Source organism: Microbulbifer mixtoriginis (SeqCode), from assembly GCF_052466715.1.
Map to the genome: position 1 here is coordinate 2,614,411 of NZ_CP174288.1, position 13,537 is coordinate 2,627,947.

Annotated in this window: 13 protein-coding genes; 4 read left to right on the forward strand and 9 right to left on the reverse strand. The window is 50.2% G+C overall.

Annotated features, from left to right (window positions below; genetic code table 11):
* Positions 1 to 35 precede the first annotated feature (35 nt).
* Positions 36 to 491 (forward strand): DUF2269 family protein, encoded by a 456-nt coding sequence (locus tag ACJJH9_RS11600; RefSeq protein WP_444905149.1) that lies wholly within the window; start codon positions 36 to 38, stop codon positions 489 to 491.
* A gap of 46 nt (positions 492 to 537) precedes the next feature.
* Here the strand turns inward: ACJJH9_RS11600 and ACJJH9_RS11605 are convergent, their stop codons facing one another.
* The 3 genes from ACJJH9_RS11605 to ACJJH9_RS11615 all read right to left on the reverse strand — a co-directional run bounded on the left by ACJJH9_RS11605 (position 538) and on the right by ACJJH9_RS11615 (position 2,735).
* Positions 538 to 1,515: a hypothetical protein gene (locus ACJJH9_RS11605; RefSeq protein WP_444922841.1), complete on the reverse strand. Its 978-nt coding sequence runs from the start codon at positions 1,513 to 1,515 to the stop codon at positions 538 to 540.
* A 58-nt stretch (positions 1,516 to 1,573) separates the two neighbouring features.
* On the reverse strand, positions 1,574 to 2,200 hold the full coding sequence (locus ACJJH9_RS11610; protein ID WP_444922842.1) for a malonic semialdehyde reductase: 627 nt from the start codon (positions 2,198 to 2,200) through the stop codon (positions 1,574 to 1,576).
* 73 nt (positions 2,201 to 2,273) lie between these two features.
* Positions 2,274 to 2,735: a DUF3429 domain-containing protein gene (locus ACJJH9_RS11615; RefSeq protein WP_444922843.1), complete on the reverse strand. Its 462-nt coding sequence runs from the start codon at positions 2,733 to 2,735 to the stop codon at positions 2,274 to 2,276.
* A 67-nt stretch (positions 2,736 to 2,802) separates the two neighbouring features.
* Here ACJJH9_RS11615 and ACJJH9_RS11620 point away from each other — a divergent pair, with 67 nt between their 5' ends.
* The gene (locus tag ACJJH9_RS11620; RefSeq protein ID WP_252082117.1) at positions 2,803 to 3,063 is read left to right on the forward strand and encodes a DUF3081 family protein; all 261 of its coding nucleotides are present in this window, start codon (positions 2,803 to 2,805) and stop codon (positions 3,061 to 3,063) included.
* Between the two features lie 209 nt (positions 3,064 to 3,272).
* On the opposite strand, the gene ACJJH9_RS11625 is transcribed toward ACJJH9_RS11620, so the two are convergent.
* Positions 3,273 to 3,899 carry a MiaE family protein gene (locus ACJJH9_RS11625; RefSeq protein WP_444886535.1) on the reverse strand — a complete coding sequence of 209 codons (627 nt, stop codon included), beginning with the start codon at positions 3,897 to 3,899 and terminating at the stop codon, positions 3,273 to 3,275.
* A 278-nt stretch (positions 3,900 to 4,177) separates the two neighbouring features.
* Here ACJJH9_RS11625 and ACJJH9_RS11630 point away from each other — a divergent pair, with 278 nt between their 5' ends.
* Positions 4,178 to 5,113, forward strand: a complete 936-nt coding sequence (locus ACJJH9_RS11630) for a hypothetical protein (protein WP_444922844.1) — start codon at positions 4,178 to 4,180, stop codon at positions 5,111 to 5,113.
* A gap of 27 nt (positions 5,114 to 5,140) precedes the next feature.
* Here the strand turns inward: ACJJH9_RS11630 and ACJJH9_RS11635 are convergent, their stop codons facing one another.
* The 3 genes from ACJJH9_RS11635 to ACJJH9_RS11645 form a co-directional block, all read right to left on the reverse strand.
* Positions 5,141 to 5,581 carry a hypothetical protein gene (locus ACJJH9_RS11635; RefSeq protein WP_444922845.1) on the reverse strand — a complete coding sequence of 147 codons (441 nt, stop codon included), beginning with the start codon at positions 5,579 to 5,581 and terminating at the stop codon, positions 5,141 to 5,143.
* Positions 5,578 to 6,543 carry a lipid kinase gene (locus ACJJH9_RS11640; RefSeq protein WP_444925220.1) on the reverse strand — a complete coding sequence of 322 codons (966 nt, stop codon included), beginning with the start codon at positions 6,541 to 6,543 and terminating at the stop codon, positions 5,578 to 5,580. Before ACJJH9_RS11640 ends, ACJJH9_RS11635 begins: the two co-directional genes overlap by 4 nt.
* 68 nt (positions 6,544 to 6,611) lie before the next feature.
* Positions 6,612 to 7,067, reverse strand: a complete 456-nt coding sequence (locus tag ACJJH9_RS11645; protein WP_444922846.1) for a DUF1289 domain-containing protein — start codon at positions 7,065 to 7,067, stop codon at positions 6,612 to 6,614.
* Between the two features lie 306 nt (positions 7,068 to 7,373).
* Between ACJJH9_RS11645 and acnB the strand changes: the two genes are divergently transcribed.
* Entirely contained in the window at positions 7,374 to 9,989 is a 2,616-nt protein-coding gene (acnB, locus tag ACJJH9_RS11650) for a bifunctional aconitate hydratase 2/2-methylisocitrate dehydratase (RefSeq protein WP_444886539.1), read from the forward strand.
* 187 nt (positions 9,990 to 10,176) lie between these two features.
* Here the strand turns inward: acnB and ACJJH9_RS11655 are convergent, their stop codons facing one another.
* Together ACJJH9_RS11655 and ACJJH9_RS11660 are read right to left on the reverse strand one after the other, a co-directional pair.
* Positions 10,177 to 11,553 carry an MFS transporter gene (locus ACJJH9_RS11655; protein ID WP_444922847.1) on the reverse strand — a complete coding sequence of 459 codons (1,377 nt, stop codon included), beginning with the start codon at positions 11,551 to 11,553 and terminating at the stop codon, positions 10,177 to 10,179.
* Positions 11,554 to 12,030: 477 nt separating this feature from the next.
* The gene (locus tag ACJJH9_RS11660) at positions 12,031 to 13,413 is read right to left on the reverse strand and encodes an MFS transporter (RefSeq protein ID WP_444922848.1); all 1,383 of its coding nucleotides are present in this window, start codon (positions 13,411 to 13,413) and stop codon (positions 12,031 to 12,033) included.
* Between the last annotated feature and the right edge of the window lie 124 nt (positions 13,414 to 13,537).

A 13,537-nucleotide genomic window follows, 5' to 3' on the forward strand; every position in this document is an offset into this window, starting at 1 on the left:
TACCTTATTGCCGGTTTATTTTGGTCTGCCGCTTTATGAATTACTACCTCGCACTCAAGACACTACATATTCTCTGCGCCATTATCGTACTCGGAACCGGTACCGGGATTGCCTGGTATACGTTGCGCGGCTGGCTGTCCGGTGATTCCCAGGTGATTCAGTGGGTAAGTAAGGAAACGGTGCGAGCAGACTGGATATTTACCGGCAGCGCAGTACTCGGTTTACTGGGAAGTGCCATGGGGATGCTGGTGATTAACCCGGCATGGATAGATCAAACCTGGCTGCAATTGGCTGCCGGGCTAACCCTAGCGGTTTTCCTATTGTGGCTACCGGTTGTCTACCTGCAATATCAATTGCGCGCACATGCAAACCAAGAAAATAGCCACAGTCAAATCCGCTGGATCATGCGCACCTGGTGCCTGCTAGGTGCTCTGGCCTTTCCCTTAACGATTGCTATCGTTTACCTGATGGTTTCCAAGCCCTCCTTTTAAACAGCATCACGAAAATTTGATGATGGCCAAATACACAATTTCAGCCTTAACTCCCTCCCCGCAGTATTTTATAGCTCGCTCTCTCCCCCATATCTTTCCACTGCCGCTTAAAGTCCTCCAGCACAACCCCTGCGATAATATCGGCAAAACCGTCAGGGGTTTTACTCAAGCGCTCTAAGGCTTTCTTTTTACATAGTGGAATAATAACCGCAGATTTCTCGCGTCTATCACACCTCAGCAAGCGACTGCGAATTTGCTCAGCCTCGCCACCGGAACAACTTGCATCGGTAATGACAAAAACATTGGTATCACTATCGAGATCAGGGCAGATCAGGTCCCACCCAAGATCAAACTGCCGGAATACAACCCCGCGAAAGCGCCCCCTGCCCACCTCACTACCTGTGATAAAGGGCCAGGCATGGGCTAGGGTCCAAAGATAAGATTTACTGAGCACATATTGCAGGTGCTGGTTTCTCACCAAACCCAACTGACACTGCTTTTTGAAAGTTTCATCATCCAGTTTTGCCTTGCTGCAGATTGCCTTGGGAATAAGCTCCCCTTTATAGCTGGTGGTAGGAATTACCACGACAAAGTCATCGGCCTCTTTCTTTTTCTCTAAGGCTTTAACAATGGTGGCCTGTAAGTGCAGAATAAATTCTTCAGTAGAAATTACGTCATGGGGTAAAGACGCCCTCTCTTCCCCCAGGTTCATGTATCGCGCTTCATTTCGATACGCCGAAATAATTGGCTCAAGTTCTTCTCTGCTAAACAGCAGCTTCTCATCCAAAACCGCTTCTTTATTAATTTTTCTGGCATAGCAATCCAGAAGCATCTGGTCAGCCCGATAAATTCCTTTATTTTTAGATGAGACACAGCGTAAATATTCAGCATCCTGAAACGCGAGAAAACGCTCAACTACCGGCCGGCTGACATCCCTGCCAAACAACTCATACAAAACCTCTTCATCTCTGGGTAAAAAGTAATTATTCGGGCGAAATATATTTTGCAATTGCCTATGAGCCATTCATCCAACTCACTTTTAACTTTCTTCTTAAAATCCTGGTGGCATTCACACAGTGCCCTCAGACAACTTGGCATATCTCATCGAATTCAAAGCGCGGGTTGCGCGGATGTAATTTGGCTTCCACACCGTATCCCAGATTACAGAGAAAGTTGGATTTAATATGGCCAGGACAGTGTTCCTGTACAAAGGCTGGGGTTGAGGACTGATCACTGAAAAATTCATGATCTACTAGGGCATTATCAAACCCAGACATAGGGCCGCAATCCAAGCCCAAAGCCCTTGCCGCCAGAATAAAGTAGCCTCCCTGTATTGAACCATTGCGAAATGCCGTGGTTTCTGCCAACTCTGGATTATCGGCAAACCACTCACGTGCCGGTGTGTGGGGAAACAACTTGGGAAGATATTCGTAAAAGCGCATATCAATTGCGATGATTGCTGTCACCGGTGCCGACATGGTTTTCTCAATATTGCCCGCATTCAAAGCCGGTTTAAGCCGGGTTTTTCCCTCCTTGCTCACAATAAAAACAACCCGCATCGGGCAACAATTAGCGCTGGTGGGCGCCATCCTGACAAGATTGTGCAACTTTTTCAGCAACTCTTGCGGCACCGGTTTATCTTGCCAGTAACTGTGTGTTCTAGCTTCAAAAAATAATTGATCTAATGCTGGAGGGGCAATCGATTTCATACCTGGCATTCTCGTGTCGCTTTCTGGTGAAAGTCTAGCTTTCAGAACGACGGAGAAACGGTTACTCCAAGTGTTAACGCAGCAATATCATGCCGATATGGCAAGTAATCACCAGATAGGTCACGATACTGCGAGTACGAAAATACTGCTCCCGACCAGGCAGATTGGGATTTAAGCGGGCCTCCATCCAGGCCACAAAGGCAAAACCTATTGCGAGAATGGGCAACCCCCAAGCACTTTGATAAAGCATTAATCCCACCCACCCGGCAAGCGCAACCACATTACTGAGCACGATCAACGCCAACCGGTGAGGATGGCCGGGCCGGTTCAGCGCGCCCCCCCACCAGATACCACACAAAAAGCTGAGAATCACTGCGCTATAAGCGGTAAAGAATAGGCTGGCATCAATACCCAGGAGGGAGACTTCAGTTAGCTGCAACAATAGACCGACAACAAAAGGACAGAGCCCCAGGTAAGCCAGGGCATCAAATAAACGGGTATCCACCACCGGCTGCTGATAGCCGCTACTATCCATGCTGTCTAATCTTCCATACAGTAAGGGACAACAGAAACAACAAGTTTAGTGGTACGGGGAAGCCAGTATGGAAGAGGAGAGCAAAATTGATGTCAAACAGGCCTTGCGGGTATTTGATCGTGTCACCCGGGAGGGACACAAGGAAACGGACGGCTGGCACTACAAAGGGCTGACAGTGAGCACCGACTTTGATGGCTACACCGTATTTATCAACTCAGCAAAAGTGAAGCTCACCGTCTTTTTTCACAATAAGTTTTCTATCGATTATTCGAGCGACAGAGAGCTGCAGGATTTTATACGCCTACTGGCTAGTCTTGATCAGAAATGAATACTTTAAGCGCCGTTGCTCCCCAGTGGACTAGCATCAGGGTAGCGCCTAAACCGCGGTAGCACCTAAGCAGCACCTAAATAGGCACACAGCATTCTGGTGTCCAATGTACTGCCTGCAACTGATGTAGAACAGCTTCATAGCCCTCCTGTCTAGTTAGGCAAGAAAGTGATCTCCATCAGTGACAGTTCAATGATTTTTAACGGACCCTAGCCCTGCGACTTTCCCGGCACACCGCTATGGAAACGAAACTCACCATCGCCACTCAGCACAAGCTCTTTCTCCAGCGCTAACAACGCCTGCACCCGCTGCTCAATATCTTCATCTGCGGCTTTTTGCGCGAGATGTAGATAGTCGCGGAAATGGCGAGCTTCAGATTTCAGCAGAGACAGGTAAAATTTTTGCAGCTCTTCATCCAAGTGTGGCGCTATACGGGCAAAGCGTTCACAGGAACGTGCCTCAATAATGGCTCCACAAATCAGAGTATCCACAAGGCGCCCTGGCTCTGCGCTGCGCACCTCGGCACGCAACCCAGCCGCGTAGCGGGAGGCGCTCACGTGGGGATAGACAATGCCGCGCTTTTCCATAATGGCCAGTACTTGCTCGAAGTGGCGCAACTCCTCACGAGCCAAACGCGACATCTTGTGCAGCAGCTCAAAATCCCCCAGATAGCGAAACATCAGGTTGAGCGCTGTACCGGCCGCCTTCTTTTCACAGTTGGCGTGGTCCACCAGCATCATTTCCGGCTCAGCCAGTGCTGCCTCAATCCAGGCATCCGGGGTGGCGCACAGCAGGAATTCGTGAATCGCGGACAAATCGGGAACTTGGGCACTCATGGGATCAGTATTTCATCTGGTATCAATCATTTGGCGCGGGATTATAGCGGCACAACAGCAGAAAGGCAGGCCCCAACAGAAATCAAGCGCTGCTCTCCAGGGCATCTTTTACTGTCAATAGCTATCTATCCTTTTCCCTATGACGCACCCCCTTCAGTCAACCTCTAACCAACTTCACACGCCAGGCACCCCCCAGTTTTAAACAATCCAAATAGAAATTTGTTAACGGTTTATTAAGTGCATTAAAATATTGATCTTTTGGATAGTGGAACTCGGCGATGAAAGACCATCGGCAATTGGCACTCAGCATCCCCCCCTTACTGGAGCAGATCCACAGCAGCGCAGCAGCATTACGCGACTCTCTTGAACAACTTCAAACTGCCAGTAAGCCCTGGCAACACTATCTGCTGCAGCCACCTTTTGCCTTGGAGGCAGCCCAATCCTTGCAAGAAAGCTTTGAGCGGCCCTTTTCTCTTGCTGGCGCCCTGTATAACCAGCTGGATTATGCCGAACCTCTCGGAACCAGAGGCGATGCCCGTGCAACCCTGCAAATCCCGGGTCTATTGGCGGTTCCAGACAAGACTCTGGTACTGGCAAAACAACTCAACAGCGACAAAGAGGCTTTTGCCAACGCTATCGCCGAGTACCGATCAGCCTTAGCAGAGCGGCCCATGGCAGAGCGAGACCGCAACGTGCGCGAGGTACTGGCGCAAGCGGGCTACCCCCGCGCGCACCTGCGTCAGTGCTACCGCCTGGTTTTACTCTGCGAACAGCATCCGGATGCCATCACCCTCTCCTGGATAAAGGCGCGCAAGTCCATTCGCAAAGTCACTGTGCAGTGGTGTGAAAAAAAGCTGGTCCAGATGGACCCAACCGGTGCAGATCCCGGCATTCAATACCAACGGCAACTGCTTGCCGGCCTGCACAAAGGCCAGCAGGAGGACCTGCGCCAGGTACAGGTGCAGAGCCGCCCCAATCTACAGGTCGCCGAAATTTTCTTCGCACAGGAAGCTGGAGGGGAAGACCAGTATCGACAAGTGGGTTACTCCTCCATGCCGATACTAGTGGCTGCGAATGAAGCCGGGCGATTGCCTGAATTTACTCGGGTCGATCATCAACCCAGTGTTAGCCGGCGCCGACAAAGAAGGGACCTGGCTATTTCCACAGAGCCATTCCTACCTGCCCTGCGTGTCTTCTTGCGACAGCAACGCTAGCGCCGGTTAACCGGAACGCCCAAAGGGCTACCGGAGCCTTTGAGCCAGCTCCGCCAATGTTTCTTCGAGTTGAGTCCGGCAGGCTTCTTTAAGCGCCTTGTGGGATTTATCAAGGGCACTCAACTCATCATCGTTCAGACGCGCAAGTAGCTCACGATCGGCGTCTTGGCGCTTTTTGAAAATCTCTTTGATTTTGTCCTCAGCCAGTAGGGGCGCAAAGCTCTGTAGCAGCTGTTCACCAGCCTTGAGGTCCCTATCCGGCTCAGAGGGCAAACTATCTTCGGCACGTATCGCCCGCTCTAACTCGTCCGCAAGCACCTGCCGGCGTTTGGTAATTGTGTATAAGAAATTAGCTGCCGACTTTTCTTCAAGTTGCCCGGCCGCTGCACGGTAATCCTCCTCGCTACGGCTAATAAGCATAAAAAGATCATTCAATGCTGCCTGGATATCAGTGCGAATAAGTGTCATTGCCCTCTCTCTTTTCTACTGAGGAGTTCCTCTGAATTGCGAGGCACCAGAACTTCAAGCGCTCTGGGAATCACCGAAAAGGTTGCAGGGGTTTCAGCAACCGGCTCCCCATCCGCATGAATCTGCAGACGCGGCTTGGTTTCTACCTCTATTCGCTGGGCACTGGCATTAAAAATCCCCTCGGTTAGGTGGTGCTTGCCACCGCGGAGCAAAAGTGCCATGCCCAGCAACTCCAACAGGCCGCGCGGACGCAAACTATAGAGGTTAAGCTTGGCATCATTGATGCGTGCGTTCTCTGCAACCAGGTTGCCGCCACCGTAATAACGACCATTGCCCACGGCCAATTGGATTGACCGCATTTGGCAACGCTCTTCGTCCAGTGCCAGATTTACCCGGAATTTTTGTGTACGCCTCAGGGCAATAAAGAAGGCTCTCAAATAACTCAGAACACCCCAGCGCTTTTTAATCTCGGAGTCCTGTGCTTCAGTCACTTTTACCCCAAGTCCCATATTGGCCACATTGAAAAAATAGTGACCATTGACAACGCCGAGGTCGATTAGCTGGCGATGGTTGCCGATAATGACATCAAAAGCCTGCTCCAATTCGACAATGCCAAGGGAGCGCGCCAAATCATTCGCGGTACCCAGCGGTAGAATTGCCAGGGCCAGTTGGCACTCTTTCAATACCCGAGCGGTGGAGCTGATGGTGCCATCTCCGCCACCGACTATCACAAGGTCGAGGTTCTTGTGACTCTGCCGGATCGCAGCCTCGGTCTCCTCTGGACCCTCGGAATGCAAGACCTCAACCTCTATTCCGTCAGCGCGTAAGCGCGCCAGGCCGCTATCGATATCCGCCTCGGCACCATTCCGGCTTTTTGGATTAACCACGAGAAGTACTCTACGCAGATTTTTGTGAGCTGAGCTGATAGCCGGTTCTCCATTACCGGAAAGATGAACATCAATTCTAAAGGGGTAAGCGGCCTCGGGAAATACAGTAGCCCAGGCACGTAAGAATGAGCTGAGGCTGTAAGTCAGTCTTGTATCAAGCCAGGGGCGATAAAGCGCTGATAGTAAGCCACAGACAAGGCATAAAAATCTTCATCGATGCGCCGGCGAATTTCCACCAGACTCACTCCCCTGGCCAGAGCGGTCGGGCGCAGGCCGTAAGCACCCAGATCGCCAATCTGGCTGGCACCGGCGCGCAGCAGCTCAAAAACCCAGCAGTAGGCACTTTGGCTTTCATCAAAGCGAATTTGTTGATGGCGCAACTGGGAAAGCAGCAACGACTCATCAATGATTTCCAGCTGGCTGCGTACAGCATTGGTTAAATAGCCCTCCCGCCTGGAGGCAATAATACGGCGCTGCTCTTCGGTATAAGCATTCCAGTCGATCACCTCGTGGGCAAATCGCTTGCACCCACGACAGACATCATCACCTATTCCCGTTGAACAGACACCAATGCAAGGTGTACGGACTTTTTTGTACATCAATTAACCAGATTTAGCCGATCAGGCAACGCGGGCCTGGATTAAAATTGCGCGTAGACTATTTTGTTTCGGCCACTAAGAAAAGAGGTGAGGCAGCTGCAGTGGGCACAGTAAAATTTGCTCTGCGAATAGTCGAAATTCACTTAAATTATTGATTTTTCGATAAACTTAACAGCCGTAGGGCTTTGCTGTAGTATTCGCCACCCCGCCTTCAGCGGCCTCGAAAAAAAAATCCCGACAACAGTACAAAGATCGGGAATTCCACCCGCTGTTGGTGCCACCCCACACACCAAGAGGGACTTATCCGTGCTTGAAGCCTATCGTAAACACGTCGCAGAACGCGCCGAACAAGGCATCCCACCGAAGCCACTCGACGCAGAGCAAGTCGCTGGCCTGGTTGAGCTGCTGAAAAATCCGCCAAAAGGCGAAGAGCAGGAATTAGTTGACCTGCTAACCCACCGTGTACCCCCCGGTGTTGACGAAGCCGCTTACGTTAAAGCCGGCTTCCTGTCCGCCATTATCAAGGGCGACGCGGAGTCCCCGCTGATCGACCGCAAACACGCTGTAGAGCTGCTGGGCCAAATGCTGGGCGGCTACAACATCTCCACCCTGGTCGAGCTGCTGGACGACAAAGATCTGGCCGAACTGGCTGCCGAGCAGCTGAAAGGCACTCTGCTGATGTTTGACGCCTTCCACGATGTGGAAGAGAAAGCCAAAGCCGGCAACGAATTCGCCAAAGCGGTAATGCAATCCTGGGCTGACGCCGAGTGGTTCACCAAGCGCAACAAAGTGCCCGAGAGCATCAAAGTTGCCGTATTCAAGGTCACTGGCGAAACCAACACCGACGACCTATCTCCGGCACCGGATGCCTGGTCTCGTCCGGACATTCCCCTGCACGCGCTGGCCATGTACAAAATGAAGCGCGACGGCCTGGAGCCTGAAGAAGCCGGCGTTACCGGCCCGCTGAAGCAAATTGAAGAAGTGAAAGCCAAGGGCCTGCCCGTTGCTTTCGTTGGTGACGTAGTCGGTACCGGTTCTTCCCGTAAGTCCGCCACCAACTCCGTGTTGTGGTACTTCGGTGAAGAAATGCCTGGCGTGCCCAATAAGAAGGGTGGCGGTATTTGTATCGGCGGTAAAGTTGCCCCGATCTTCTACAACACCATGGAAGATGCCGGCGCACTGGTATTCGAAGCCCCCGTTGACGAACTGGGTATGGGCGACGTGATCGAGATCCGCCCTTACGACGGCAAGATCCTGGCCGAAGACGGCAAAGTCCTGTCTGAATTCCAACTGAAGTCCGACGTACTGCTGGACGAAGTTCAGGCTGGTGGTCGTATCAACCTGATCATCGGCCGCGGCCTGACCGGCAAAGCCCGTGAAGCCCTGGGCCTGGCGCCTTCCGAGCTGTTCCGCAAGCCTGAGCAACCTGCCGACACCGGCAAGGGTTACACTCTGGCGCAGAAGATGGTTGGTAAAGCTTGTGGCGTTGAAGGTATCCGCCCAGGCACCTACTGCGAACCAAAAATGACTACCGTGGGTTCCCAGGACACCACTGGCCCCATGACCCGTGACGAACTGAAAGACCTGGCTTGCCTCGGCTTTTCCGCCGACCTGGTAATGCAGTCCTTCTGTCACACTGCGGCCTACCCCAAGCCCGTCGATATCGACACCCAGCACACCCTGCCGGACTTCATTATGAATCGCGGCGGTGTTTCCCTGCGCCCGGCTGACGGCATCATCCACAGCTGGCTGAACCGCATGCTGCTGCCAGACACCGTAGGTACCGGTGGTGACTCCCACACCCGTTTCCCCATGGGCATCTCCTTCCCGGCAGGTTCCGGTCTGGTAGCTTTCGCCGCCGCTACCGGCGTTATGCCGCTAGATATGCCTGAGTCCGTACTGGTGCGCTTCAAAGGCAAAATGCAGCCTGGCATCACCTTGCGCGACCTGGTTCACGCCATTCCTCTCTACGCCATCAAGCAGGGCCTGCTGACCGTTGAGAAGAAAGGCAAGAAGAACATCTTCTCCGGCCGCATCCTCGAGATCGAAGGCCTGGAAGACCTGACGGTAGAGCAGGCATTCGAGCTGTCCGACGCCTCCGCCGAGCGCTCCGCTGCTGGCTGTACCATCAAGCTGTCCGAAGACACCATGGCCGAGTACCTGCGCTCCAACGTAACCCTGTTGCGCTGGATGATCGCTGAAGGTTACGGCTCCAAGCGCACCCTGGAGCGCCGCGCGCGCGCCATGGAAGAGTGGCTGGCCAACCCGAAACTGATGGAAGCGGACGCCGACGCCGAGTACCTGGAAGTCATCGAAATCGATCTGGCCGAGATCAAAGAGCCGATCGTCTGTGCTCCTAACGATCCAGACGACGCTCGCCTGCTGTCCGACGTTGCTGGCGATAAGGTAGACGAGGTGTTTATCGGCTCCTGTATGACCAACATCGGCCACTTCCGCGCTGCCGGTAAACTGCTGCAAGAACACAAAGGTGGCATCTCCACGCGCATGTGGATCTCCCCGCCCACCAAGATGGACGAGCACCAGTTGATGGAAGAGGGTTACTACAACATCTACGGTTCTGCCGGTGCCCGCACCGAAATGCCCGGATGTTCCCTGTGTATGGGTAACCAGGCGCGTGTGGCTCCGAACAGCACCGTACTATCTACCTCTACCCGCAACTTCCCCAACCGTCTGGGCGATGGTGCCAACGTGTACCTGACCTCCGCTGAGCTGGCTTCTGTAGGCGCCATCCTGGGTAAACTGCCGACTCCGGCTGAGTACCAGGAATACGCACAGAACCTGGATTCCATGTCCAGCGAGATCTACCGCTACCTGAACTTCGATCAGATTGAAGACTTCCAGAAGTCTGCCGAAGAAGGCAAGCGCATCGCCGCGACTGAGATCCAGGAAGTTAGTGTATAACTAACCGCCCTACCTCACTAAAAAGCCCCGCCATTTGGCGGGGCTTTTTTATTGCCCGAATACTTTGCGCAGTCATAATCTAGTGCTATCTAAGAAGTAAAACTATAAAAATAAAGCGTAAAACTGAGTTAAAGTGAGCTTTGCCTTTGTTCAGAACGGGACACTTAACGCAGTAAACCCATCCAAATCAAGCCTTACCTCTTCCATTAATAAAAAACACACTCACCACCATACCTAACAAAGCCAAGTGTGCATTCATCAAAAAGGCCCTACTCATACCTGTTGCTAGATCTGGAGCCAGTGCAACGATTGTCGTATTCAAGCCCAAGCCAATAGCACCGCCAATAATCTGAAACATATAAATAATGGCTGCTGCGAGGCTTGCACGGTTGAAACGAAGGATCAATATCGCTGCCGTCGTCACAGTTGGATAGAACAAGCCCATACCAACCCCCATCAATATCAGGCCCGGGACAAAGGCTGTTGGATCAATTTGAGCACTAAGCCTCGAAAGCACCAACATACCGATCCACATAAATAAGGCCCCTAGACTGGAAAGGCGTTTGGCCCCATACCGCCCATAGAGATGTCCAGCCAGATAAGAAGTGACACCAAAAGCAAGCATCATGGGGAGCAATGCAATACCACATTGGATTGCAGAAAAACTCCAAACCTTGCTTAGAAATTGGGGGATAAACATAAGTGCAGCAATAAATGCCACAGAGACCAGAAGGGTCGCCACTCCCTCCGCTAAGAACTTCTTATTCTTCACCACATCGATGGGAATTAGCGGCTCTTCTGAGGAGTGGTAATCCAAAAAGATAAAAACTGTAAAGAAAATCGCAAACGCCAAAAATAAAAGTATGGCTCTATAGTCAGTAAATCCCATATCTACCGACAGGTCCAATCCAACCAATAGCGCAAGTAATGCCAATGAGAGGAAGAGTAGCCCCATTAAGTCCACACGCTCAGAGGGAGCCTCAGGCAAGTCACTACCAATCAGTCGCCAACAAACCAACATTGCTACCAAAGTTATCGGGAGATTAAGAAAGAGAATCCACCGCCAGCCTAAAGAATCAGTCACAATACCGCCAATAATTGGACCAAGTGCGTTAGCGACAGCACAGCCAAGCATTAATAACCCACCAGCCACTCCTGCGCGTTTACTATCCAAAAGGTGGTATGTCATTCCAATCACGGCGGGCCACATCAAAGCACCACCAATACTTAACATTACGCGGCACCCCATCAACATCCAGATGTTAATGGAAAAGCCCCCCAGCAATGAGAACATCGAAAAAAGTGAGGCGCCTATGAAGAAAGTTCGGCGCCTACCCAGCATATCGGCTAAACGCCCACACGATATTACAGAAACACCAAAAGCCAAGGCATAAGCATTAACCAGCCACATTGTTGTAGTAAGATCGATATTAAAGGTTTTTTGGATCGCAGGTAGAGCAACAGAAAAGGCCGTATAGTCATACCCAATAAGGAAAATAGAGAAAATTAACGCCGCCAGCCCCAAACTGCGGGCTTCGGAAACCGTTAACCCCTTTAAATTCATTATTTTTTACTCACCTAGCCATAAAACACGTTTTATCGACTACTCCATTTTCTGCCCCCCAACAAATACAGCAACTTTAAAACTCCGCTACTTTGCACTCCAAGCATTATTAAAGCCCTTTCTATAAGTCGTTAAATTTTACCTGTCAAGTCAAAAATCACACTAAAATAGCATCCCCATCTCACTATTTCATTAGAGCATTCATTAGTGACCATCACTTAAAAATAATCCTTAGTCCCCTTCCACAACTGTAAATCATGAAGTGAATCATTCATTAGCCAAGCACAATAGAAAAATACTGAAAAAGAAGCTGATGTTTACCCAAACACAAAGCCTTCAATCTTCCATTCGGTAAAAAGAGTAAGATCTCACACCCTGCAAAGCACTGTTAAATTGAATTGCTCCGCAAACAGATAATCAAAATTGATCTTAAAATTTTACCCAGCAGACAAGATATATAAAGCGTCAAAACGAACCTCAAGAAAAACGTGCATCAACACCCCTCAAAAAATAAAGCGGCAATAAAAAACCAAGAAAAGTTATAAAAGCATCCACCTCAAAAATCCTGTAGACACCTTCAGCAATATCATCATAATAGGCTAGGATTATTGCGTTGAACCCAAGAGCAAGCGCACCACCCAAAAAACGGAACATATAAACAATCCCCCCCACGAGACTTGACTTACTGGGATCAACCAAAGCAACGGCAGCAGTAACCGCGGCTGGTGAATAGACTCCTAAACTTGCCCCGACCAATGCCAACCCAGGGATAAAAAAAACATAACTTGTGGTTTCATTGAGTACTGACAGCCAATAGAGCCCGACACTCATGCCAAGGGCTCCGCTACAAATTAACAGCCTTGCACCACACTTTTCGTGTATCAGCCCAGATATAAAAGAAAAAATACTGGAGCTTATCATCATTGGCAAAAGTGCAGCCCCTGCCATAAGGGCACTATATTTATGAACCTTAATAAAAAGTAGAGGTATATAAACAAGGACAGCAAAGAAGGCTGTTGCAACCAACAAAACACTAAACACTATAGATAGAAAACTGGTATCTTTTATCAACTCAACGGGTATTAGCGCAGCAGATCCCTTACTGATCTCTCTACAACCAAACCCCACAAGAAATACCATTGAAGAACACAACAATAAAGTGGAAAATAATCCAAAAGCATGCTTTTGAGCCAGCACTTCCATAGCCAGCAAGAAACAAAATAGTGACACTGAAAGCAATAATGCACCCAGATAATCAACATCCTCCTTAATTCTCACTACTTCATCAGCTGGGTACTTCCTACAACACAAAAAAATTATTATAAATGCTAATGGTATGTTGACAAAAAGGACCCACCTCCAGGTTAGGTATTCACTAAAAAAACCACCCAATACGGGCCCTAGGGATGTCGACAAACCAAGGGCAGCCAGTATTAACCCTCCCGCCAAACCGGCTCTCTCTGGAGGTAACAGGTTATAAGCCATCCCAAGAATCGCGGACCAGATCAACGCTCCAGCAAACCCCATTAATGCCCGACATAAGAGAAGCACCCATAGATCTTGTGCCAAACCACCCACAAGCGAGGACAACGCAAAGACAATAACGCCAAATATAAATAAGCGCCTACGGCCGTAAACATCTGCCAGTCGACCACCAGTCACAATGATCACTCCATAAGTAAGAGAGTAAGCATTTATTACCCAGTGGACTGAAGTAAAATTTGAGGAAAAATTGGCAGCAATCGCCGGCAACGCAGGAGAGAAAGCTGTAAAGTCCCCTGCAACCAAGAAGACGGCAAGAGAGAGAACAGATAAGCCCCAATAGTGAAGTGATGTGAGCGTACTTTTATCTGCCATCATAAAAAACTATTGAGTGATAACATTCTATTATTTACCAGCCTAACAAGACAGATTTGACGTGAAATAATGTGAGGAAACTGTAGATATTTTCATATAATTCGACCTCATCAAAAATAGATATCCT